At 50.6% G+C, this 23,399-nt stretch carries 17 protein-coding genes; 4 read left to right on the top strand and 13 right to left on the bottom strand.

What is annotated here, in order from left to right:
* Nucleotides 1-450 precede the first annotated feature (450 nt).
* From WF803_RS04825 to WF803_RS04770, 12 genes are all read right to left on the bottom strand, one after another.
* Nucleotides 451-2,067, bottom strand: a complete 1,617-nt coding sequence (locus WF803_RS04825; RefSeq protein ID WP_489610418.1) for an ATP-binding cassette domain-containing protein — start codon at nt 2,065-2,067, stop codon at nt 451-453.
* Nucleotides 2,068-2,751: 684 nt separating this feature from the next.
* On the bottom strand, nt 2,752-3,570 hold the full coding sequence (locus tag WF803_RS04820; protein WP_489610417.1) for a CHAP domain-containing protein: 819 nt from the start codon (nt 3,568-3,570) through the stop codon (nt 2,752-2,754).
* On the bottom strand, nt 3,542-3,775 hold the full coding sequence (locus WF803_RS04815) for a phage holin (RefSeq protein WP_489610416.1): 234 nt from the start codon (nt 3,773-3,775) through the stop codon (nt 3,542-3,544). The genes WF803_RS04820 and WF803_RS04815 overlap by 29 nt, the downstream gene beginning before the upstream one ends.
* Nucleotides 3,750-4,067: a hypothetical protein gene (locus WF803_RS04810; protein WP_489610415.1), complete on the bottom strand. Its 318-nt coding sequence runs from the start codon at nt 4,065-4,067 to the stop codon at nt 3,750-3,752. Before WF803_RS04810 ends, WF803_RS04815 begins: the two co-directional genes overlap by 26 nt.
* Nucleotides 4,068-4,130: 63 nt before the next feature.
* Nucleotides 4,131-4,373 (bottom strand): DUF2922 domain-containing protein, encoded by a 243-nt coding sequence (locus WF803_RS04805; protein WP_489610414.1) that lies wholly within the window; start codon nt 4,371-4,373, stop codon nt 4,131-4,133.
* A gap of 11 nt (nt 4,374-4,384) precedes the next feature.
* On the bottom strand, nt 4,385-4,582 hold the full coding sequence (locus tag WF803_RS04800; RefSeq protein ID WP_489610413.1) for a DUF1659 domain-containing protein: 198 nt from the start codon (nt 4,580-4,582) through the stop codon (nt 4,385-4,387).
* Between the two features lie 291 nt (nt 4,583-4,873).
* On the bottom strand, nt 4,874-5,383 hold the full coding sequence (locus tag WF803_RS04795; RefSeq protein WP_489610412.1) for a sigma-70 RNA polymerase sigma factor region 4 domain-containing protein: 510 nt from the start codon (nt 5,381-5,383) through the stop codon (nt 4,874-4,876).
* Nucleotides 5,384-5,702: 319 nt separating this feature from the next.
* Nucleotides 5,703-6,263 (bottom strand): hypothetical protein, encoded by a 561-nt coding sequence (locus WF803_RS04790; RefSeq protein WP_489610411.1) that lies wholly within the window; start codon nt 6,261-6,263, stop codon nt 5,703-5,705.
* A 136-nt stretch (nt 6,264-6,399) separates the two neighbouring features.
* The gene (locus WF803_RS04785) at nt 6,400-7,095 is read right to left on the bottom strand and encodes a LytR/AlgR family response regulator transcription factor (protein ID WP_489610410.1); all 696 of its coding nucleotides are present in this window, start codon (nt 7,093-7,095) and stop codon (nt 6,400-6,402) included.
* Nucleotides 7,088-7,759, bottom strand: a complete 672-nt coding sequence (locus WF803_RS04780) for an ABC transporter ATP-binding protein (RefSeq protein ID WP_489610409.1) — start codon at nt 7,757-7,759, stop codon at nt 7,088-7,090. Before WF803_RS04780 ends, WF803_RS04785 begins: the two co-directional genes overlap by 8 nt.
* The gene (locus WF803_RS04775; RefSeq protein WP_489610408.1) at nt 7,759-9,870 is read right to left on the bottom strand and encodes a hypothetical protein; all 2,112 of its coding nucleotides are present in this window, start codon (nt 9,868-9,870) and stop codon (nt 7,759-7,761) included. The genes WF803_RS04780 and WF803_RS04775 overlap by 1 nt, the downstream gene beginning before the upstream one ends.
* Nucleotides 9,871-9,914: 44 nt before the next feature.
* Nucleotides 9,915-10,199: a lactococcin 972 family bacteriocin gene (locus tag WF803_RS04770; RefSeq protein ID WP_489610407.1), complete on the bottom strand. Its 285-nt coding sequence runs from the start codon at nt 10,197-10,199 to the stop codon at nt 9,915-9,917.
* A 204-nt stretch (nt 10,200-10,403) separates the two neighbouring features.
* Between WF803_RS04770 and WF803_RS04765 the strand changes: the two genes are divergently transcribed.
* From WF803_RS04765 to WF803_RS04750, 4 genes are all read left to right on the top strand, one after another.
* The gene (locus WF803_RS04765) at nt 10,404-11,789 is read left to right on the top strand and encodes an ISNCY family transposase (protein ID WP_489611892.1); all 1,386 of its coding nucleotides are present in this window, start codon (nt 10,404-10,406) and stop codon (nt 11,787-11,789) included.
* Between the two features lie 320 nt (nt 11,790-12,109).
* Entirely contained in the window at nt 12,110-12,439 is a 330-nt protein-coding gene (locus tag WF803_RS04760; protein ID WP_489610406.1) for a hypothetical protein, read from the top strand.
* A gap of 114 nt (nt 12,440-12,553) precedes the next feature.
* Nucleotides 12,554-13,000 (top strand): LytTR family DNA-binding domain-containing protein, encoded by a 447-nt coding sequence (locus WF803_RS04755; protein WP_489610405.1) that lies wholly within the window; start codon nt 12,554-12,556, stop codon nt 12,998-13,000.
* On the top strand, nt 12,997-13,458 hold the full coding sequence (locus WF803_RS04750) for a DUF3021 domain-containing protein (protein WP_489610404.1): 462 nt from the start codon (nt 12,997-12,999) through the stop codon (nt 13,456-13,458). Before WF803_RS04755 ends, WF803_RS04750 begins: the two co-directional genes overlap by 4 nt.
* 301 nt (nt 13,459-13,759) lie before the next feature.
* Here the strand turns inward: WF803_RS04750 and WF803_RS04745 are convergent, their stop codons facing one another.
* On the bottom strand, nt 13,760-23,311 hold the full coding sequence (locus WF803_RS04745) for an Ig-like domain-containing protein (protein ID WP_489610403.1): 9,552 nt from the start codon (nt 23,309-23,311) through the stop codon (nt 13,760-13,762).
* Between the last annotated feature and the right edge of the window lie 88 nt (nt 23,312-23,399).

The raw sequence follows: 23,399 nt of genomic DNA, 5'->3' as shown, positions 1-23,399 counted from the left end.
CCTTCTTGACGCCAAAACGTCGACCAAAAGTCTTGGACAAGGCCCACTTTCCTTGTCAAAAAGCTTGGACAAGCCGTGTACGACGGCTTTTTAGCAGTCTATTTAGAGTGTCTAGGCCTGGCTTCGTCTAAGTCTACCTTCATTTTATCGGAAAGTAAGGCAAAAGGACAATGCGAGGCAAGCTAGGGATCCATAAAGTAAGAGAAAAAGCGATGTTAAGGATGAGCTCTCGTTATGGTTAAACAGCCTTAAATCTTTAGCCTTCCTCATCTGGAGTCTCATCTAGGGAAGTCGAGCGCTGCTCTTCTGGCCTGGAGCTGCTGGAAATAAAAAGAGAAGCCCAGCGATTCACCGCAAAGCTTCTCCTTTATTCTCCTTCACCCTCAGGAAGGACTCACCAGATCGTACTGCCAGCTAGCCTGACGCCGCAATAGATCGTTTAAAATAGTTTCATTTTTCCCTTTCCATCATGTTAAGGGTATACACCAAATCTGATCTTTTAATGATTTGTCGGTCGTGACTAATGACCAAGACCAGCAGTCCCTGTTCCTTGGCGAGGCGTTTTAGATAAGAAAAGATTCCCCAAGCTAAGGGCTCGGCTAAATTAGAGAAAGGTTCGTCAAAAATCAAAACTGAACTCTGAACTTTGAGCAGGGTCAATAAAATGCCAAAACACTGCCTCTCTCCGCCCGATAACTCCTGAACACGCTGCTCTTCCTTCCCCCTGAAGTCCAAAAAGTGCTCTTCAAAATACTCTAGTCGCTTCCAATATTCGTCAAGCAAGCCCAGGGCCTTACACTGGTTTTGATAGGTGCAAAAATAACGCGCCAGAGAAATATCGGCCAGCTCTTCCTGCTGAAACATGAGAGACAGGTGCTGGGCACGGATGGCCGCCATGTCAAGCTGCTGGTGGTCGATGCCATTCCACTTGATTGCTAGCCCTTCTTGGGGTTGAAGCAGGCTTAATAAGGAGAGGATGAGGGTCGTTTTCCCAGCTCCATTTTCCCCAGTCAACACCGCACACTGCCCCAAACCCAAGCTCAGATGAAAGTCGTTAAAGGGAGCTATCGCATCGATCTCAATCTGCCTAATTCTTCCCAGCGTTTGCTTGGACGTCACCCTTTCTAGAGGTAGGGCAAAAACATCTCCCAACCGGCCTTGGGCAACCTTAAACTCTTGAATACTCACCGAAAGATTAAAGAAAAACTCAATACTTGCGATCAGCAGTGCGAAGTATTGCGTTAAAATAACAAAGTGGCCAATGGTTAAATCCTGCTGAATCACGGCCTGTCCTCCCAAAATAAAGCATGTCATTTGGGCAAGCATGATGACCACTACTTTGAAACTTGACAGCCTAAAATTCAAAATAAAATCTTTTTCAATTGCCTGCATAGCCGTTGCTTTATCATCATGAACAAAGTTGAGCTCAGTGCCCAAATTTTGCTTACCCTTGATCGCAAACAGGCGATTAAATATAGAGTTGAGCTTGGAGAAATAGCGATCGCGGCACTCCCTCACCCAATGAAAATTGGTGTAAAGTTTCTCTCGACTGCAGGCATAGACGAGTGTATAAATAAGACAAAGGCCTAAAAAAACGAGAGCAATAGCAGGCATGATGGCATAAATCACAATCATGACCCCACCAATTAATAATAAATGCCCACAGGCTTCTGGGAGGGCACTATATAGCATTCCAAAAACAGTATCAATATCGCCAGCGATGCGCGTATGCAAGTAGGCGCCTTCGATAGAGCGAATATTCTCTCCCTCCACCTCAGTCAGCCTTTTTATGAAATGTTCTTGAACCTGATAAGAAAAATCTGTTAATTTCACATAATGAATGCGATTACTAAAATAAGAAGAAATGAGTTTAACCAAACCTAAAAAAACTAAGCAGGCAACGACCATATAAAATTTGCTGATCGAACGGTCAATGGTGATAGCATTAATAATCTCACCTTCAAAAAAAGGGAGCAAAATAGCTAAAAGTTGAAAGATAAGCGCTAAAATAACTTGTGTGCTGAGCAAGCCAGCTGAAAGCAGACCCATTGTTCGCAATTTTCTCACTTTTCATTCTCCTAACAGTTATAGAATAATCTCTTCAAAAGCTAGTACATCCTTCATCGCTTCAAGATCATCTGCCCCTCCGCCACAGATGGGCCTCCTCTAACCAGATGGGTAGGGTTTTGAACACCCTTGCCAAAAGAATGATCAGGCATATTAAGCAACGCCATCCTTTTTTGTAAACCGTTACATCATTTGTATGGAATTATACCACAATAAAAAAAAAAAAAAAACAATACTTATTTAACATTTTTATAGAGGGTATGTCTAGAGTTGTCAAACCTATGTCATACAACTTCTAATTTAACTGGAGACTTAATCCTTTTTTGCCCTTCCTTAAGAGGGAGCCAAAGGGGGCGCTGTAACATCCATCTCCGCTCCCGCTTTCGCTTCCCCTGCGTCACCTGAGAAGTAAATATTTTCTCCCAAAATATTTCTCGTCCGGTCAACTCGGTAGTTAGGACTTCCACTTCACTAAAGGAGGAACCTGGTTTTAGACCAGAACCTTCCTTTAGTTGAACTCACCGCTCCCTCTCCCCGGCGTTCCCTTCCTTTCTATCCTGCTGGTGGGGAAATGGCATTTTTTCTCCTTAAGGCAAAAAGAAAAAGCTTGATTTAACAAGCTTTCTGCAAAAATAAATGGGAGGTGCGCTTCTGACGGGGTGTTCGTTTTTATCGAACAAAAGTTTAATGATCCACGCATTCTCCGTCTTTGGCCCAGAGCCAGCCGACGGGAACATTTTGGGCATGCAAGAGGTAGGCGAGCTGGCCGTTCACTTTTTTGACACTGGCGACGGGGTAAGTTTGTCCTTTGACCCAAGGGGCAATGGCTTGACCGGTTTGCCAGCGCTGGGCATCGTTGTGGACTCGGATTTTTTTCGGCAGCCCCCAGACAGCTTGGTTGACGAGGCTTTGAATTTGCTGGGGCTTATAGCTGGCTGCTTCTAAGCGTCGGATCCGTTCCGCTCCTTGCCCCCACTGGCCAGCTTGAACTTCCCGAGCGATGATGCTGTAAGCTTTTAGGGGAGTGGCTGTCAGGGCTTCTTCCAGCCGGTAGGCCGGGCGCGCAAGCCCCTTAATCCGCCAATCGGTATGGGTATAGCATTTTCGCCGTACTTGACATTGGCTATTGCCTTCAATGGTTTGAATTTGCGAGCCCTGAATCTTTTCCACGAGGCCAATGTGGTCTGCCCAGCCGTTCGCCTGCCAGTCGAAAACAATCACATCGCCGGGACGGGCGGGCTTGCGGCCTAGCCAGATGCCCTTTTGCTTCATCAGCCGGACGTGGCGCTCGACCCCACACTCGCGCCCGATCAAATGACTCAAGTGGCACTGGTCAAAAACCACGGTGACAAAAATATCACACCAATCATCGCCCACCTTAACCCCGTAACCCCGTGGCCAAGGCTTCACGCGCCGGTAAGCTGCCACGAGTGCCCGGTGCCGCTGGCTGCCTTGAATCACACCAAGATATTGCCTAGCTTTTTGTAGAATTTGGGACGCCATGTCCGCCACCTCCTCGGTAATGCTGGCTGGAGAGTTGGAGTAGGCTGCCCAAAAATACCGCCAGTAAATTCACGGTGCCTACCCATTCCTCCGTCAGGGGTAGGCTGTACAATTCCCCCAGGCCTTGCAATAAAACAGCGACCGCTGGCAAGCCAATCAAGGCCAGCCATTTCAAGCGATCATACACCGCATTCGACATGCGCATACTGCTTCAACTCCTCCACCTCGGCGGCCATTTCCTCCACCGCCAGACCCAAACCTTGCAGGTGCTTGTCCAGGCGGCGTTCGGCCTGAAGCCGGTCTTGCCGCTCCATTTCAAAGCGTTTTAGCCCGGCGTTGAGGGCTGCCATGTCTTCAAGCAGGCGCTCCTGCAGGACTTCGACTTGGGTGAGTCGGTCTAGGACGGCTTGAATTTTTCGGACTAAAGTGAGCAGCTGCTGCCCTAAAGCCAAGATTGACAAGCAAGCCCCGGACCAGGCCCCAATTTTTAATAGCATTGACCTGCCTCCTCTCTAAACATTAAAGTTAGAAAAGGCCCAGGTTGCCCCAGGCCACAACATCTAAGCTACGGCTTCATCTTGGGCCACGTAGATATCCTCCACATTGCGGGTCACATAACGCGCCCCCACGGCTTTAGCATAGGGCTTTAAGCCTTCATCATTCAGGAAAATATCCGTCGCCAAGAAGGCTGCCAGTGTGCTTTGAGCTTCCGCTTCGGTAATGCCTGCCTTGGGTTGACTGAGCGTGATTTTCTTGGTGCGTTCAGCCTCGTCTTTAAACAATAATTCAAAAGTTTTCTTCATCTAAACCCCTCCTAGGCCACGAGATAGGTTTCGGCCACTTGTACTTCTAAGACTTCCTGCTCTAGTAAAGGCGCCAAAGCTTCCTTCACCTGCAGCATTTGCTCGGCGGCCGCCCCTTCCTTCAGCTGGCTAAGGGTGACACTCCCCCGCTCACCAGTCTCCAAATTTTTGGTCACTAAACGTAAACGTCCATCCTTAAATGCCTTCATGGCAATCCCTCCTTTGTGTTTCAGCGCGCTTACTCCTAAGGACGAGCGAGGGAGCTTAAACGTCAAGGGGCTTTTTAACAGAAGCTTGAAAAGGGGGGGAGGTCAAGCCCCTGGCAGACTTTTAAAAGCTAGCCTACCTGGCTACGAAAAATAAAAATATGCCTCCTTAGCCCTCGGGACAGTTAACCAAGCCGAACCGCCAAAACCCTGCAAAATACCGCTCGCTACTGGCTAATAGGACAAGCCAGCAAGGCCTTAAAAATGCGGACCCCATCGTGTCCGCATCCCCCTTTAAATTTCTAGCCACGTTTTTAAATCCGCCAGTTTCCTGCGCAGACGGCAGCGCCGCTCATACAAGGCCTGGGTGGAAATACCCAAATCCTTAGCTAAGCTTACCCAACTCTCACAGGCAATCACCTGGCAGAGAAAGGTATAATCAGCCGCTGAGAGGCGTTTGCAGGCTGCCTTTAGAAAGGGTCGCCAGCCACACGTTGCCCCTTCACCAGCGTCATAGAGAAAAAAATCCGCCGTCAAAATCTCCCCTCGGGGCGCCTGGCGCAAGAGATCGATGAGCTTATGGTAGAGGGCCTGCTTGGCGAGGGCGGTAAAGCGATAGCGATCGACGCCTAAGGGCTCCCCCGTAAAACGTTTCGCCAGCAATAGTAATTGGCAGCGTAACTCCTGGGCTAAATCCTCATACCTTGCCTCCTCTTGCCCCACACCCGCCCGCACCAAGGTGTAGTGGATCAACTTCTCAAACTGACGCAGCAGCTGATCGGCCTGTAAACATGCTAAATCCATTGAAAACCTCCTTCTTGCCCCCACTGAATTGAACTATGGTTCTAATTACAAATCAGTCTTAGTACTCTTCGTCTTCATAGGGGGCGATTATCCACAAATAGTTTCTTAACAACTTGCTTTTGGGCGCTCAACCTTCATTTTTAGGAGCATGAGCGCTAATTTTCGCCTTGTCCACAACTTATCCACAGTTTACCTGGGCATAAGTTGGCCTTTTTGGGGATAAGTCCCAGTAAAAAGCCTGTCGTATCGGAATTTTGCTCTTTTTATCCACACAGACTTCTCCACAAAGCGAATTTATCCCCAGCCAGCTGTGCACAAGTTAGCCCTCTTGCTCCTGATGTTGGTCGAGCGCTTGCAATTTTTCCTGGGCTTCTGCATCCCCTTGCAGCAAGCGCAGGCTTGCTTTTTTTGAACGTTTAGAACGTATGTTCGGAAAGTGGCCTTTTGGTGCCAGGCGTCCTTTAGCCAAGTCCTCCGAATTTAATAAGGCCAGGTAGGCCAACATCTCTGTCGTCACCAAGGACGGCCCCATTTTAAGGCGCAAGCGTTTGAGCATGGCCTCCAAATCGCGCTCAGGGTACTCGCATACCACAGTCAGCCAATAGGCAATCCGCCGACGGTCATATACAGGCAGGCGCCAGAGGTAATGAGCCTGGATCAACTCCTGAAAGGCCGTCCGCACGGCATGGGCACCATCCGTCGCATGGGTTAGAATTTCTTTTTGTACGATGTTCCAATTGTCCGGCAGGCTGAGCAAGTACGTCATCAGCCCCTTGGCCTTGAAACTGAGATTGGGGTTATGGATATAGTGATTGTGCACCATCGTGAAATCCCCCAATGCCTTATCCCGCCGCAAAAAATAGGTCGTTCGCTGGTACATGTTCTCCCTCCTTGACTCGCTGTTCTTGTTTTTCTTGACCTCCTTTCACCTCATATCGTACACATGTTCGATAAGGAAGTCAAGGGAAGTTAACCTGATGTAAACAAATGAGGTGAAAAGCGATGCCCAGCTTGCCTTAGCGTGCTTCTTTTGGCCACCAGTCTTCAAGGACGGAACGGTAGCGACGACTGATGGGGAGGCGCTGACCAGAGCGCAAGATGACGTCATGCTGGTCAAAGCCTACCATATAGGTTTTATTGACTAAATAACTGCCATGGCACTGAAAAAATAGCACGTTTCCAACGACTTTTAGGAAGTGGGCGAGTTGCCCGTAAAAATAGTGCACGGTCTGGTCTTGCCAATAAACATAGACCCGTGGGCTATCAGACATGATGTAAACGATGTCAGAAAGGGTAAAGGTCAGCCAACCCCTGTGAGTAAAATACCAGGAAAAGTTAGGCTGGCCACTCAAATAGAGGAGGGCCTGCCTTAATTGGGGACGCAAATGCCAATTCCAGCTGCTGGGAGGGAGAATAAATATTCCTTTTTGTCTCATTCGAAGGCTCGAACCCCAGTCATGATGCCGATCTTTTAGCCAAAGAAAGGCTGGGCTAGGCTGCTGTTTTATGGGTCTTGTTAAAAACGGAGCCCCTGTCCCTGTTTTTGGCAGCAGTAGCAAATCAACCTCTGACCCAACCTTCTCTTCCTCTTCAAAGGAGTGATTATCATGAAGCTGGTAAGCTAAGCCAAAGGCAAGGAGAGACTGGGTCAAGGCCGCAAAAAATTGCGAGGGAAAGGCAGAACGCTCACCCAAGACGCCAATCTTAAGCATAGGAGGCGTCCTCCGTTTTTGGCGCCGGCCCAATATGAACCTCCCGATCACATTGCTTTGCAACCGCTGGATCATGAGAAACGAGCAGAATTGTTTTCCCCATTGCTTGCAGAATTTTCAGGCTCTGGATAATTCGGTCACGATTCCCTTGATCGACCGACCCTGTCGGCTCATCCGCCAGAATTAAATCACAGGGCTTCACCATACAACGCGCTAAGGCGATCCGCTGTTGCTGCCCGCCCGAACACGTATAGATTTTATTTTGTTCATAACCGCTAAGGCCAACGGTCTCTAGGGCCTTGGCAATCGCCGTTTCCTGCTCCTTAGCGCTGAGGCCAGCGTATTTCATAGCCAATTTTAGATTATAAGCAACGGTTTCATGGTCAATGAGGGCAAAATTTTGAAACAGAAAGGCAATGTGCTGGCGGATCAGCTGATTAGCGGCCTGGGTATTCACCTGAGGAGCCTCCTGGCCAAAGAGGTGATACTGCCCATCATCGTAGCTTTCGATCAAACCTAGAATATTTAATAAGGTCGATTTTCCGCAGCCAGAAGGCCCAACCACTGCCAGCATTTCCGCCTGTTCGACTACGAGGGAAAAATCTTCGAAAATCACATGGTCCCCAAATTGCTTGTGTAAATGGCTCAGTTCAATCGTTCTCATTAACGTTCTCCCTTCAAGGCGGGGACGAGCTGCGTTTGGTCCTCGCGCCACAAAAAGTAGCCTAATAGTAAGGCATCAACAATAATTACGAGTCCATATAGGATAAAAACACGTCCATCACGGGCTAAAAGGAGGGTTTCAACCAAGCCTAAGCCATAGAGCAAGACCATCAACAAAATATCGGCTCGATATCGTGCCCAGAGTGTAAAGCCCAGCAGGCGTTTCACCAACATTTCTTGCTTTTGCAAAATGGCAATGAGGGTAAAAATATAGTAAGAGGCTAACCAGCTCAAGAAAAATGTCAAGCCAATGATTCCCAGCCAAACAACAATATTGAAGCGCGCAATTTGTAAGCCAGCCCTGACCTCCCCATCTGCAATCGGCAAAAATTCCAGTTGAAAATTTTCAAGAGCAAACTTTTGAATGGCTTGGGCAATGGCACGTTCATGCTCGGGTGTTTTCTGGATGCGCATGGGATTAGCGGTCCCCGTGTTCGTCAATAAATAAGACGAATTTTGAATTTCACTTGGCGATAATCGGTGGATGATCGGATTTTGAATAAAGGTCACACCTTGCTCCAGCAAGTCCATATCCTCAGCAAAAATGGGAGGCGTCGTCTCTTCATAAGGGATGAGCTTGATCGTGGGCTCTTCTTGCCGGGTGGGACTATTGTTTGCGACACGCTCCTTAAGCCAAGCGAGAAGGAGGGGCTGCTGAGCCATCAATGCTTGGGGAACATAGTAAGTGAGTGCATTCTCATCTGTCTCCTCTGGGTCTGGGATAGCTTTATGGAGGCCTGTCGCCTGTAAATACTGTTCATTGCCTTCCAAGAGAAAAATAGGCTGATCAGGCAAGCGCCCCTCCTGGCTATTCAGAGTTTGAATACTGAGGAAGGTCGCTTGAGCGGTTTGTTCGACTTCCTGAAAGAATTGTCCCATTTTATATTCCAACGAATCGGGGTGGTCCATGGGAAGATTAGCGCTGCCATAATGGACTCGACTCAAAGTCATTTGATCACGACGTTTAAGAAACTGCGCTTCGGCTTCTTGATAAGCATGAAGGTCATCCAGCGCTCGAATCGTTTGCGGTAAGATGCCAATCAAGGCGAGGAGGACGCCAAATTTAACCGTATAAGAAACAATAATCGGCAAGCGAGCATTGAAGAAATGCTTCAGGATATGAAGCAAATGATACCGCCGAATAAAAGCCAACATCACAACCGACAGGACAAAGGTCAATAGGAAGAAAAGTGCCATTCCTAGGCCTTGCCAGAAAAAAAACGGCAGAGAGGCGTCTGGAATAAAGAGCGCTTGCAAGGGTAAAGTCAGGAGGTAAATAATAATGGGCCAAAGCAAAATCGAGCGATTTAAAGCGAGCCAAATATCTCGTTCCTTAAAGCCAAGCAATTTCATGACGCCAATATCTTCCAGTTCTGAAATGGGATAAAAGGCACTCAGTAGCAAGTAAAGCGCAAATACTAAGCCCAGCAAAACCAATGTTAAAAAGAAAAGCGTGCCTGAATCATAGGTCTGCCCACTGGTGGCTTGCTGTAAGCTATGTGCATCCGTCTCAAAAAAATCAGCAAGCTCTTGGAAAATCTTTTCATGCTGGTCCAAGGGAGCAATGAGAGCATATTGCCCATTACTACTCTCATCTTGGTGCGTTTGACTATAGGTCGCTAAGTCAACCATCATGACCGGCAAATCATGAAAAAGATCCCGAAGACGTCCCGTTTGTTTTGGGGCTTGCGTTTCAAAAGTCGCCAAAAATTCGCCCGCTGCTTTCGGGTAGCTGCCTTGCGCTAAAGGGGGTTTTGCCTCCGTATAGTACGTGGGCGCATAAATGCCGGCCTTAATGAGCGTCAGCTTGCCCTGCACCTCTTCGGTACTTGTTTTGACGATGGAGGCTTCATACTGCTCAGATAATTGAGTCAAAAAAGCGAGGGAAGCTGATAGGGGACGGTCACTATCACTAATATAAAAATGCGTGCCTTGGGAAGTCATTTCAATATTTTGTAGGCGGCGGTTTTCAGTGGCATTCGTTTGAAAAATGAGGGCAGCAGTCAATAGCAAGGACAGCAGGGACAAGAAAAAGATCAGCATTTTTTTCATCTGGCTACCTCCTATTTCCCAGGGGAGGTTGCCCTCCCCCTAACTTACATAACATTGTAATAGAAACTACAGCCAGAATATCGCAAATAATTATTGGCCTTCGCCCAAACGTCTGCATTTCTGACGACACGATTAGAGCCATCAACCGGATGAGAGACTGTGGCTGAATGTCGCCGTGTCTCATGGTAGTAATGCGAGTAAGAACCGGTGGGATTCACTCCCTTCTTCCAAATCCCCCCAGCAGGATAAGAGGTCGCCGCCTGAACGATGCCGGTCATTGCCACCCAGAGGATGGCCCAGAAAGCAAATATTCTTCGTATCTTTTTCATCCTTTTCTCCTCCTCAAAACCTATCGTAGCAGCTATAGAATGCGCATTCACATTTACTCTAGCAGAAAATAATAATAAAGCAAGGAGAATTGCGAAATTAACCTCTTTTTTGTCATTCACAAATGATATTGTCTACTTAATTAACAAATGAAAATGTCCATAAACTGGTAAAATAATAATTATTAGTTTATGGAGGATCAAGATATGAAGGAGTATTTAACCGTGAATGAACAGTATCGCTACGACGTGATTAAAGATCTAGTGAATGACCGTATTTCAAAAGCTCGAGCTTGTGCCAAATTAAACCTCAGCGCGAGACAAGTTCAGCGGCTGGTGTGTCGTTATCAGACCCAAGGTCGCCGAGGTTTCCGCCATGGCAATGCAGGTCGACAACCGACGACAACCATTGCCGCATCAGTGAAAGAACGTATCATCGAACTCTATCAAACTAAATATGAGGGGTTTAATCTGACGCATTTTCGTGAAAAGTTACTCGCCTTTGAAGGGATTGGGGTCTCTTACACGACCTTACGGACACTATTTCGCGACCATCTCATCATGACGCCCAGAACCAGCCGAAAAGTGAAGCGTCAAATTCAAAAAGAACGCGAAAAACAAAAAAAGACGCCCTTATCAACGTCTTCCCGTGCAGAAGATACCTGCAATTCTATTCCTCTTATTCCAGCCGAACGTGCTCATCCCACCCGTGAACGAAAAAAATATTTTGGCGAGCTTTTCCAAATGGATGCTTCCGAACACCGCTGGTTTGGTGATCAGAAATATCACCTTCATGCGGCTATTGATGACGCCACAGGTCAAGTTGTGGGGGCTTATTTCGATCGACAAGAAACCTTACGAGGCTACTATCAAGTCACGGAACAATTTATTCAACAATATGGCATTCCCGTCCGCATTTTAACCGATAATCGAACGATCTTCGCTTATAAAAAAAGCCAAGACCCCAATCTTGACGGTGGAGTCCTGACTCAATATGGTTATGCTTGTCAAACGCTGGGCATTGCGCTGGATACGACCAGTATTCCTCAAGCCAAAGGCCGTATTGAACGTCTGTTTAATACCTTCCAAGATCGATTAATTAACGAAATGCGCCTGGAAAATATTACGTGCGTTGAACAAGCCAATGCTTTCCTAATGGCATACCTTCCAACGTATAATCATCAGTTCGCATTGTCCATTAAGGATAGCATAAACGCGTGCGTAGATCTAGATTCTAGTCAAAATCTCGATTATATTCTAGCTATTTTTAATGAGCGAGTCATCGATCACGGTCACGCCATTAAATACAAAAATAAAACGTATCGCTTACTTGATCAAAACGGCCAACAGGCCTATCTTCCCCATCGCACTCGAGTTCAAATTATTGAAACTTACCAACAAGAATTATTCGCTAATCATGCGAATCAATTATATCGATTAGAGGCTATCCCACCACATGAACGCTACTCCAAGGAGCTGGATCAAGTTCCTGAAAGGAAACAGCGAAAACCTTATATTCCACCCCTCACTCATCCTTGGCGCATTCAAAATTATTATCTCTTTCGTAAAAAACAAACCGTTCTGAGAGAATAATGTATAAAACGCTCAGAAATGGAATGAACGACCCGCTTGAGTGTGAAAAAAATCTACCTCAGGTTTAATTGGGTAAAAAAATTGAATTGATCTTTTCGTGGAGTTCGTTCCATTTCTGAGTGTAAAGCAAGCGAAGCGCGCTAGCTTTTTCACCCAAAAAAGTGTAAGCAAAATTGCGTATTTTTCGGACAAAGTCATTTGCGATTGACAGGAGAATTGCGAAATTAACCTCTTTTTTCATGATTTTTCATTGGCCACTTTTTGCTTGGGAAAATGAACGTGCTATAATGGAGAAAAGCTTGCCCCCAAGGAGGAATACGATGGCGTTTAAATTTGATAAAGACAAAATTCAAGAATCAACCGACTTTTTTGAGCGCTGGCTGGGGCCAAAGCCTGCTAGCAGCCAGCCGGAAGTTGATATTCACCAGCTGAGGAACGTGCCCTTAGCCAATCTCTTGACCAATACCTTCCTGCAAGACCACACCGCCTATGCCTCACAAGCGGATCTCGCCGCCCAGTTAGGCCTAGTCGATATTGAAGCCCTCAAAGACTGGCCAGAAGCCGACTTGAATGCCTGGACCCAAAAGCAGACACGTTTCGACTCGTTTGCGGCCTTGCTGGTCTGTGCCGGCCAAGAGCGTCAGCATTAAGGCACCACTAAAACCCCGAAAACCCCCACTTGGACAACCCAGTCCCCGAGTCAGTCCAAGGGGGTATTTTTTTGATGTAAAGCCTGCTATGATCAAAGTGAAGGAGGTGCTCCCATGAAAATTAAGCTGAAAATTGCTCATCACTGTCCCAGCGAACCTGAAGTGATCATTCAAGCCCAAGAGCTAACCCCAGAAGTCAGAGAAATGCTTGCTGCCTGCCAAAAAACTTTGCAAAGGAAACCCCTTGTGGGTGAGCGAGCGGGAAGCTATTACCCCGTTGTTTGGGAGGAGGTCTGCCGCATCGTCGTTGAGAACCGCAAGCTCTCGCTCAAGCTCCAAAACGGCCAGAATCTTACCCTCCACCGTCCCCTCTATGAGGCCCTCAGCCTGGCCCCTTATGCCTTCGTTCAAATCAATAAGAGTGAAGGTATCAATGTCCACCAGCTGGCCTCCCTAGAATTATTAGCTAATGGTCTCATTGCCCTCACCCTGAAAAATGGCGATGTCACTTATTGTTCCCGTCACTTTGTTCAAAGCATTAAGGAGCGTGTTGGTTTATGAAAATCTCGGCAAAAAAATTATTACTCAGTGGCAGTCTGGGCGGTAACTTCGGCCTGCTGATTTCCCTGGCCTATAACGTCCTCGCCCAAAGCCCCACCTATTATCCGACCAATCCCACCAGCGCTGTTGGCCAATGGCTGACGAGCCATACATCCGTCGTCGGCGCCCTGCTCTACTCCTTCGTTCTCTGGTGCGTCATGGGGGTCTGGGCGGAAATCGTGAGTGCCCTCTTCCAGCCCAGTGAACGTCGCCCCCTCACTTATCGCACTCTCAAGCACCTGCTCGCCCTCTTTGTCCCTTACCTGGGCCTGGGTGTTTTAGCCGGCTGGTTTCCGCTCAATCTTGGCGCTTTCTTGAGTTTTGTGGTCAGCTTCTTGATCATCTACGGGCTCATCTGGCTCGTCCTCTACCTCAAAACGAAGCGAGAAATTCAAAAAATCAATCAGAAATTACGCTAAGCGAAAAGCTGCCGTGAGAAGCAGAGCCCCAGGTGAAAAAGAAACGCCCGCAAAAAACTGGGCTAGCGGACGAAAAGAAAAACAGTGAACCTTGGCCTTAGGTTCACTGTTTTTTTAGGGCTTTAACACTGTCTGCCTGTGCCGACTTGAAGGGCCTAGAAGAGGGCAAGCAAAAAGCCCCGACCACTGTGGCATCTGTCAGTGATCGGGGCCTTTTAGCGTCTAGGGGAGAGTGATTTTTCTAGACGCTTTTTATGACGGGGTATCGTGAATCCCTGCGTCGATACCTGGTTTTTTCCATTTAACTTTCTTTACGGCCTTTTAAATGGAAGATCGCACCACCGATTCCCATGAGGGCCAGGCCGAGGCTGACGCTGATAGCGGCGTTAGCATCGGTCGCGCTCGTTTGTGGGAGGGTGTCCGCTGTTGAAGCTTCGGGTGCGGAATTATCTGTAGCATCTGTCGCACCAAGAGCTCCGTTGCCTGAGCCCGGTTTTTGTCCGGCATTTTCACCGGCTCCAGGCTGGTCTGTCGGTTTATTTTCACCAGAACCAGGGTGGTTGCTTGAGCCACCTTGGTCCCCGTCATCAGGTAATACACCAGGAATCGTGATTTTCACGGCTGAACTTGGTTTTTTGCCGTGTTCGGTTTGCGTAATCGACAAATGGTCGCCTGGTTCGACCGGCTTGGGCAAGGTAATGGTCCACTGCCCCTGGGCGTCGACTTGGCCGGTATCAATTTGACCCGTGCCGTCCACAATAGCGATGTCCGCGCCGGCTTGGCCCGTCCCGCTAATGGTGGTGTCGCCTGGTTTGATCGGCTTAACGCTTGGTTTAGCACTTTCCTCTTCCTTGTCAGACTCTTGAACCGTGGCTGAGATCGAAGTAGGTTCTTTGCCTTCTTCTTGTTGGGTGATCGTTAATGTATCGCCTTTTTCAACTGCGTTTGGTAAGTCGATCTTCCAATCGCCATCCTTGTCGACGGTGGTGGTGTGCGTCTTGCCATTTTGGTCGGTGACCGTGATGGTCGCGCCAACTTCACCTTTACCAGAAACGGTCTTGTCACCAGCTTTGACGTCTTCAACGGTAGGTTCGGCGCTTTCCTCTTCCTTGTCAGACTCTTGAACCGTAGTGGAGATAGAGGTTGGTGCTTTACCATCTTCCGTTTGGGTAATGGTGAGTTCTTCACCTTGTTTCACCTCAGGAAGATCAACGCTCCAGTTGCCATCTTGGTCAACAGTGGTTGTGTAGGTGTTACCATCTTGGTCGGTTACCGTAATGGTGGCACCGGCTTGGCCTTTACCGGAAACTACTTTGTCACCAGCTTTGACGTCTTCAACGGTAGGTTCGGCACTTTCCTCTTCCTTGTCAGCTTCTTGAACCATAGTGGAGATAGAGGTTGGTGCTTTACCGTCTTCTTGTTGGGTAATGGTGAGTTCTTCACCTTGTTTCACCTCAGGGAGGTCCACACTCCAGTTGCCATCTTGGTCAACAGTGGTCGTGTAGGTGTTACCATCTGGATCTTTAACCGTAATGGTGGCACCGGCTTGACCTTTACCGGAAACTACTTTGTCACCAGCTTTAATGTCATCAACCGTTGGCTTAGCACTTTCCTCTTCCTTATCGGCTTCTTGAACCGTGACAGTTGTAGAAGCAGGTTCTTTGCCTTCTTTTTGTTGGGTAATGGTGAGTTCTTCACCTTGTTTCACCTCAGGGAGGTCCACACTCCAGTTGCCATCTTGGTCAACAGTGGTTGTGTAGGTGTTACCATCTGGATCTTTAACCGTGATGGTGGCACCGGCTTGGCCTTTACCGGAAACTACTTTGTCACCAGCTTTGACGTCTTCAACGGTAGGTTCGGCACTTTCCTCTTCCTTGTCAGCTTCTTGAACCATAGTAGAGATCGAAGTAGGTGCTTTGCCTTCTTCTTGTTGGGTGATGGTGAGTTCTTCACCTTGTTTCACCTCAGGAAGATCAACGCTCCAGTTGCCATCTTGGTCAACAGTGGTCGTGTAGGTGTTACCATCTGGATCTTTAACCGTAATGGTGGCACCGGCTTGGCCTTTACCACTGATGGTCTTGTCACCAGCTTTGACATCCTCAACGGTAGGTTCGGCACTTTCCTCTTCCTTGTCAGCTTCTTGAACCATAGTAGAGATCGAAGTAGGTGCTTTGCCTTCTTCTTGTTGGGTGATCTCAAGTTTGTCACCTTGTTTCACCTCAGGAAGGTCCACACTCCAGTTGCCATCTTGGTCAACAGTGGTTGTGTAGGTGTTACCATCTGGATCTTTAACCGTAATGGTGGCACCGGCTTGGCCTTTACCACTGATGGTCTTGTCACCAGCTTTGACGTCCTCAACCGTTGGCTTAGCACTTTCCTCTTCCTTGTCAGCTTCTTGAACCATAGTAGAGATCGAAGTAGGTGCTTTGCCTTCTTCTTGTTGGGTGATGGTGAGTTCTTCACCTTGTTTCACCTCAGGAAGATCAACGCTCCAGTTGCCATCTTGGTCAACTGTTGTCGTGTAGGTGTTACCATCTGGATCTTTAACCGTAATGGTGGCACCGGCTTGCCCTTTACCACTGATGGTCTTGTCACCAGCTTTGACATCTTCAACGGTAGGTTCGGCACTTTCCTCTTCCTTATCGGCTTCTTGAACCGTAGTGGAGATAGAGGTTGGTGCTTTACCGTCTTCTTGTTGGGTAATGGTGAGTTCTTCACCTTGTTTGACTTCAGGAAGATCCACACTCCAGTTGCCATCTTGGTCAACAGTGGTTGTGTAGGTGTTACCATCTGGATCTTTAACCGTAATGGTGGCACCGGCTTGCCCTTTACCGGAAACTACTTTGTCACCAGCTTTGACGTCCTCAACGGTAGGTTCGGCACTTTCCTCTTCCTTGTCAGCTTCTTGAACCGTAGTGGAGATAGAGGTTGGTGCTTTACCGTCTTCTTGTTGGGTAATGGTGAGTTCTTCACCTTGTTTCACCTCAGGGAGGTCCACACTCCAGTTGCCATCTTGGTCAACAGTGGTTGTGTAGGTGTTACCATCTGGATCTTTAACCGTGATGGTGGCACCGGCTTGCCCTTTACCGGAAACTACTTTGTCACCAGCTTTGACGTCTTCAACGGTAGGTTCGGCACTTTCCTCTTCCTTGTCAGCTTCCTGAACCGTGACGGTGAGCTCATTACTACGGTTCTTGCCGTCTTCTTGTTGGCTGACGGTGAGGGTGGTGCCAGCTTGGGCGGCTTGGCCGAGGTCCACTTGCCAAGTCCCGTCTGCACTGACCTTCGTGGTATGGCTGTTCCCATCTGGGTCTTCGACCGTGATGGTGGCGCCGACGACTCCGGTCCCGCTCACCGTGGTGGCGCCGGCTGCGATCGGTTTGACGACCGGTACGGCGCTGGTAGCCTTGGCGGCGTCTTTCGCGTCGGTGGTAACAGGAGCGCTCGGCTGCTTGCCATCTTCCGTTTGGGTCACGGTAAAGGTGTCCCCCACGGCGATAGGTTGGCCGAGGTCCACCTGCCAATTGCCGTCTTGGTCAACCGTGGTCTCGCCTAATTGTTCACCTTGGGCATTGGTGATGGTAATCGTGGCGCCTGCTAGGCCGCTGCCGGTCAGGCTTTCCTCACCAGCGGTCGGCCGCTTGACGCTCGGTTCCGTGCTCAATTCCTGGGCCTTGACTTCGGCTGTGGTGGCGTCACTAGGCTTGGCCCCGACTTCGGTTTGCGTGGCCGCGACGCTTTCCCCCTCAACTAAAGGGGTGTCCAGTTGGACCTCCCAGTGGCCATTGGCATCCACCGTCGCTGTCTTCTGCTCGCTATCAGGTAAGATGACGGTGATGACTTCGGCATTGGGGACCCCTTGGCCAGAAATCTTAGTGTCACCCGCGGTGATCGGGTCGATCGTGGGCTGGGCACTGGTATTCAATTCGGCCGCTTGGACGGTGGTTGTGGCCAGAGGGCTTGCCTCCTTGTCGTCCTCCGTTTGGCGGGCGGTGATGACTTGATCCGTTTCGACTGCTTTAGGCAGCACTGCGGTCCATTTACTGTCCGCATCGACCACCACAGTGACGGGGTCTTGGCCTGGCGCGCTAACGGTAATGCTGGCGCCGGGCAGGCCGGTCCCTGTAATCTTGGTGTCGCCATTGTCCACCGCATTCAAGCCCGGTACGGCAGAAACAGCTTTGGCTTGGACGGTCGTTTCGGTGGCTTCACTGACCTTTTTCCCAGGTTCGGTTTGGGTGGCACTGACCGCTTGGCCGGCTGCTAAGCTAACGCCTTCCGGCAGGGTCAAGCGCCAACGTCCATTTTCATCGACTTTGGCGGTGTAGGTTTCCCCATCCGTTTGGACGATGACGGTACTGATCTCTGAACCAGCAATCCCCGTTCCGGAAATGGTCGTATCGCCGGCTTCGAGGGGATCAATGGTTGGCTGACTACTTTCCCCTTGGAGGGTTTGGGCTTGGACGGTCGTTTCGGCGGTGTCACTTGGGGCTAGGCCAGCAATTTCCTGGGTGGCGGTGAGCTTTTGGCCCACTTCTGTTAAGGCTTCGTCCAAAAGCACCAGCCAAGTGCCCGTCTCATCGACTGTCGCTTCATACGTTTCACCTTGTGGGTCGGTGACCACAATCTTAGCCCCTGGGGTCCCCGAGCCACTGACAAAGCGGTTGCCGACTTCGGGCGTGTTTAAGCCCGGTTGGGGAGATTTTTCCAAGCCTTCCACCGTGCGACTGACAGCTTCACTGGGCTTGGCCCCCATTTCAGTTTGCGTGGCTTTGACGGTCTGGTCAGCTTCTAAAGGTTTATCCAGCGTAATGGACCAGCGATTATTTTCATCGACTGTGGTTTCCACGGTCTTCCCATCCGGTAGGGTCACCACAATGACTTGGGAGCCAGCGATCCCGTGGCCTGCTACCGTGGTGTCGCCGGCTTTGAGGGGATCGATCGTGGGTTGGGCACTGTCATTTTGGACAGCAGTGGCTTGCACTTGGACCCTGGCGAGCTCACTGTCTTTTTGGCCAGGCACGCTTTGGCGGGCGGTTAGTTCCTGGCCTGCTTTGACCGGCTGTTTGACTTGGATGGCCCAATTCCCCTGGGCGTCCACCCAATCGGTATAAGTGTTCCCTTCGTCGTCGGTAACGGTCACTTTCGCCCCGACTTGGCCGGTCCCGGAGATCGTCTTGTCGCCCGCTTTGGGCGTATCAAAGCCCGGAACCCCGGCTTGAGGCTGAGCGATGGCGGTGGCGGCCACCACAGGACTTGCTTTCTCGCCCGGCTCGGTTTGGCTAATCTCTACCTCGTCGCCCACTTGGAGGGCTTTAGGCAGGCGGGCTGCCCAGTAGCTATCCGCATTGACCGTGACGGTTTGCGTGCTGCCATCGGGGGCAGTTACCGTAATGGTCGCCCCCGGCACCCCTTGGCCGGAGACGATATCGCTATTTTCTTCAGGCGTGGTTAAAGTTGGCGTGGCACTGGTATTTTGCTTGCGCTGGCTCACCACCGTACTCTCAGTGGCCGCACTGACCTTCTTGCCCTCGCCTTGCTGGGTGGCGGTGAGCAAGTCCCCCACGGTTAAAGGCGCAACGTCAACAGACCACTTGCCCGCTTCATCAACGGTCGTCGTATAGGTTTGCCCGGCCGCTTCCAGCTGAATGCTGGCGCCAGGAACGCCACTCCCGCTGACGGTGGTGTCGCCAGCTTGGGCACTGTTAATAGCTGGCGCTTGGCTGACGGGTTGGGCTTTGACACTGGCCGTGACGGCTTGGCTTTCCCGCTCGCCTTTTTGCGTTTGGGTGACGGTTACAGTGTCCGCAGCTTGGAGGGCTTCCGGGACGGTGAGGGACCAGTTTCCTTCAGCATCGACCGTGGTGGTGAGGTCTGTGCCTTGGAGCTTAATGGTCGCACCCGCGATCCCGGAACCGGTAATGGCGGTCGCCCCTTCCATGAGCGGATGAATTTCTGGAGCAGCGGATTCGTTGGCAAGCGTCACTGCTTGAGCGGTAGCCTCTGCTTCGCCACTCGGCTTCTTGCCGGCTTCACTTTGCACGGCATGAATGGTATCCCCCACAGCGAAAGGATCCTCCACCCGCACACGCCAGTAGCCGTCTGCGCCTACGGTTGTCGTAAAGGTTTTATTTTTCGAGTCGGTGAGGGTAATCGTCGCACCCGGCACCCCGGTCCCATTGACGAAGGTGTCGTTTTCGTCCGGCGTATCAAGCCCCGGCTTGGCACTCACTTCCTGGGCCTTCACCTTTTGCGTGATCGGCTCACTCGCCCGCTCGCCTTTTTCGGTTTGCGTGGCGGAAATTTTGGCTTCCGCGACTAAAGGCGTATCCAAAGTCAGCGTCCAAGTCTTGTCGTCTTGGACGGTGACGTCTTTCGTTTGGCCATCGGGGAGGGTGACAGTAATAGTTGCGCCGGGCACCCCCGTCCCGTTGAGTTCTTGCTCGCCTTCCAGTGGCCGGTTTAGGGTCGGTTGGGTACTTTGGTTCAAGAGGGCAGCTTTCGTGACCGTACTTTCCGTCGCGGCACTTTCCTTTTTGCCCGTTTCGGTTTGCGTGATGCGGATTGCTTCGCCTTCCTGCATGGGTTCATTAAAGGTGAGCGCCCAGCGGCCATCCTTGCGCACGGTGGCTGTCTTTGTTTGGTTACCGACCGTGGCTTCGATGGTGGCGCCGGCGACCCCCGTCCCGATCAGATCCGTGTCCCCAGCGCTCGGCGGGTTCACCCCTGGTTTGACACTCACAGCTTGGGGCGCAACGGTCCCAATAGCAGGGTCACTAGGGGCTTCTCCCGCTTCCGTTTGCGTGGCTTTAATCATTTGCCCTTCTTCTAGCGGCTGATCGAGGTCGACCCTCCAGGTGCCGTCAGCGTTGACGGTCGTCTTCTTCTCTTCACCACCGGGCAGAATGACGGTCACCACTTCCGCGCTCGGTACCCCGTGGCCGGACACGCTTGTCGCACCGGCCTTTAGGGGATCTAGCGTAGGCTGGGCACTTTGGTTTTGGACCTTGGCCGCATCCACTGTGGTGGTAGCTTGGGCACTAGCCTTCTTACCCACTTCTGTTTGCGTGGCCTGCAAGCTCTCGCCCGCTTTGACCGGCTCGTCAAAGGTCACGCGCCAATGTCCCTTGACGACGGTTGCCGTTTGTTGCTCGCCTTGGGCATTGGTTACCGTAATCGTCGCGCCTTCGATCCCAGTCCCAGTAATGTCTTTGTCGCCATCTTGGGGCAAGTCAAAGGCCGGTTTCGCACTTTCCTCCTGGGGAGCGGCTTTGGCGGTCACAGTCTTACTTTCCTGCTTGCCAGCTTCCACTTGGGCCACTTTTACGAGGTCCGCTTCAACCAAGGGCTCTTTTAAGGGCACGGCCCAGCGGCCATTTTGATCCACCGTGGTTTCCATTTGCTGGCCAGCGGGGGTGGTTAAAATAATTGTCGCACCGGCCACCCCAGCACCGGTCACCACGTCTTCACCGGCCGTCAGGGCATCAATTTTTGGGGGGCTGGATTGCTCTTGCGGTGCTTCAGTGACAGTGATCAATACATCGACCACATCTACCGTGCCGTCCGCATAGGTCACTTTGATGGCGCCCTTGTAGGTGCCTGGTGTCGTGTTGTCATAGCCATAGGAATCGTCCCCGGCCAGCTTGGCTTCTTCTGTCACATCCTCAATGTTAGGCTCTTCTCCCGGCTTAAAGGTGTAAGCTTGCCCGGCTTCATCCACATAACCCGTCACATTATTCGTCAGGTCAATGGCTTGCCCGGCATGAATTTCTTCAGGGGCAACAGTGGGTTCATAGAGCTGGCTCATGGCCAATTCGTACTTTGCGTCGAAGAAGGAGTTGGCGTAAGAACCTTGCAGGCGCTGATGGGCTTGGCCGTTATCCGCATAAGGAGTGGCTCCATTCAAGGCCCCTTGCGGCGTGTTGACAAAGTCCGACTCCAGCCAGGATTCAAAGAGCAAACGCTGGTTCTGCTTTTCTGCAATTTTAGCCAGCTCGCGGCCGATATCCGCCTTCGATTTCCCCGCGATAAGGGGGTAGACAATCGTATAGGTACGCGGCTGGCCCAGCGTCCCTTCAAAAACATTGTCGTTTAAAACGCCCTGTGCTTTCCCAAGCGCGGCAATTTGTTCCTTTCGGCTCAAATTGTCCGTTTGCGTGATGGAAATATTCGGGTTCCGGCTGGAATCCACCAGGCCATTCTCGTCAATGGTCAGTTTCTGCGGCGTAATGCTACCCCCAATGGACGTGCTCCAGCGATAAGGATTCTTCTCGTCATTCATCGCCCCAAGGAGAATATTATCCCGGTCGATATAAGGCAGGAGGGCCTTAGGAATGCGCTCTTTCACGTAGAGGAGCCAGTTGTAGTTCGACTGCAGGAAATTTTGCGGCGGGGTGAAGGTGTGGCGGGAGACAATCGCATGCAAGTTTTCGTCATAGTAAACCTGCTGGCTCACGCCCTTATCAGTGAAGAGTCCGTCCGCAAAGCGGTTATCGCCCACTGCTCCGGCAACCCGGTGGGGGGCATAATTTCCGTCCTTCAAGTCCGGATTATTCGGGTTTTTCTCCTGAATCCAGCCGTTAATGAGGGTCCCGTTGACGACTTTATTGTAGTCGTTTTTGGCCCCTTTCCCCGCGACCATGCCAGCGGTAAAGCTCAGCGGAGTTTCCGACAGGCCCAAGCTGCCCAGCGTTTTTTGGTCTTTTAAGGTGATTTTGATATTGAAATTGTGTGGCGAACCGATCACGCCGGCGCCCAAGTTCGCATTGTTGAGTTCCATGAGCCAATCGCGGCCGCTATTGTTTTTCTTCCATTTAGTTTCTCCCGCCGGCCCGTTGGCTTGTTCGGTATCAATGGAAGCAATGTTTTCATAGAAATCAGGATGGTTGAAGCTGATGACGTAATGCCCCGCATATTTTTCCGCATTGGGGGTGGTTCCCCAGAGTTGGGCGGCTCCCTCCCTCGGGAAAATCGTCATCTTCAATTTGATGACATGGCCGTCTTGTTCCACCCCGTCATACTCCAGCACGCTATTTTTAATCGGCCGGGGCGTCCCCGGTTTCAATTCTATTTCCCCAAAGGTTTCATCCAAAAAGGGCACATCGTTGTTGAAAGTTTTGTCGCTTTCCACTTCAGCTGCCAGCGTGTCCGCCGCTTCCCGGCGTTCGGCCTTATTTTTGGGACGGATGATCGTATCGGCTTCGGTGGCGGCCGTTACTTTTTTTGGGGTCGCCAAATAAGCCCGCTCACCCAAAATTTCCTCGAGGACGGCGGCTTCCTTGGCCGCTTGACTCACCGTGGCTGTGTCTTTTAAAACCGCAAGCTTCCTGAGGGAGCGTTCTGGGCCGGCAAGTTTTTCCACCCGGGGAGCTGGCGTTTCTGCCGGCTGCACGGTCGCAAGCTCCGCCCCAGCAAGGCGGTCAACCGTCTCAGCTTCCTTGCTGTCGGCTTCTTCCTCGTTTGAAGTGGCTTCTTCCTCGTTTGAAGTGGCTTCTTCCTCATGAGAAGTCGGCTCTTCCTCAACGTCTGCTGAGGTTTCCGGGGCATCTTCTGCCTCGGCTTCGCCCGCGGTTTCCGAAGCTTTTGGCGTCATGTCTCCTTGTAAGTCAGCCAGTAAGGCGGCCACTTCCGCCTGCCAGGCCTCTTCGTCCGTGGTAGAACTGGCCTCCTCCACCTCAGCCTGTGCTGCTGCCTTGGCTTCTTCCGCTGCTAAGGCCCGCGGCGCTTGGCCAAAGAGCAAAAAGGCTCCGATGGCCACCGAAGCGGCCCCAAAACTTAATTTCTTGATCGTGTAACGGGTAATGGTGTTGGCCTCTTTTTCGCGGCGCAACTGCCAATTATTTTTTCCAACCATGCGTGGCATTCCTCCTTCAGATTTGTGACTTAACCAACCACTTAAGTCCCATAATCAGTCACCTAAGTCGCTTTAATTTTACAAAAAA

It is taken from the genome of Aerococcus sp. BD502 (assembly GCF_057919555.1).
Note: the sequence above shows the minus strand (reverse complement) of the source record. Positions and strands in the feature narration are given on the sequence as shown.

What these genes read in the sequence shown, in the direction of transcription:
- WF803_RS04820 (WP_489610417.1), bottom strand. Translation starts at nt 3,570, where the DNA reads ATGGCGTCCCAAATTCTACAAAAAGCTAGGCAATATCTTGGTGTGATT.
- WF803_RS04815 (WP_489610416.1), bottom strand. Translation starts at nt 3,775, where the DNA reads ATGCGCATGTCGAATGCGGTGTATGATCGCTTGAAATGGCTGGCCTTG.
- WF803_RS04810 (WP_489610415.1), bottom strand. Translation starts at nt 4,067, where the DNA reads ATGCTATTAAAAATTGGGGCCTGGTCCGGGGCTTGCTTGTCAATCTTG.
- WF803_RS04805 (WP_489610414.1), bottom strand. Translation starts at nt 4,373, where the DNA reads ATGAAGAAAACTTTTGAATTATTGTTTAAAGACGAGGCTGAACGCACC.
- WF803_RS04800 (WP_489610413.1), bottom strand. Translation starts at nt 4,582, where the DNA reads ATGAAGGCATTTAAGGATGGACGTTTACGTTTAGTGACCAAAAATTTG.
- WF803_RS04795 (WP_489610412.1), bottom strand. Translation starts at nt 5,383, where the DNA reads ATGGATTTAGCATGTTTACAGGCCGATCAGCTGCTGCGTCAGTTTGAG.
- WF803_RS04790 (WP_489610411.1), bottom strand. Translation starts at nt 6,263, where the DNA reads ATGTACCAGCGAACGACCTATTTTTTGCGGCGGGATAAGGCATTGGGG.
- WF803_RS04785 (WP_489610410.1), bottom strand. Translation starts at nt 7,095, where the DNA reads ATGCTTAAGATTGGCGTCTTGGGTGAGCGTTCTGCCTTTCCCTCGCAA.
- WF803_RS04780 (WP_489610409.1), bottom strand. Translation starts at nt 7,759, where the DNA reads ATGAGAACGATTGAACTGAGCCATTTACACAAGCAATTTGGGGACCAT.
- WF803_RS04775 (WP_489610408.1), bottom strand. Translation starts at nt 9,870, where the DNA reads ATGAAAAAAATGCTGATCTTTTTCTTGTCCCTGCTGTCCTTGCTATTG.
- WF803_RS04770 (WP_489610407.1), bottom strand. Translation starts at nt 10,199, where the DNA reads ATGAAAAAGATACGAAGAATATTTGCTTTCTGGGCCATCCTCTGGGTG.
- WF803_RS04765 (WP_489611892.1), top strand. Translation starts at nt 10,404, where the DNA reads ATGAAGGAGTATTTAACCGTGAATGAACAGTATCGCTACGACGTGATT.
- WF803_RS04760 (WP_489610406.1), top strand. Translation starts at nt 12,110, where the DNA reads ATGGCGTTTAAATTTGATAAAGACAAAATTCAAGAATCAACCGACTTT.
- WF803_RS04755 (WP_489610405.1), top strand. Translation starts at nt 12,554, where the DNA reads ATGAAAATTAAGCTGAAAATTGCTCATCACTGTCCCAGCGAACCTGAA.
- WF803_RS04750 (WP_489610404.1), top strand. Translation starts at nt 12,997, where the DNA reads ATGAAAATCTCGGCAAAAAAATTATTACTCAGTGGCAGTCTGGGCGGT.
- WF803_RS04745 (WP_489610403.1), bottom strand. Translation starts at nt 23,311, where the DNA reads ATGGTTGGAAAAAATAATTGGCAGTTGCGCCGCGAAAAAGAGGCCAAC.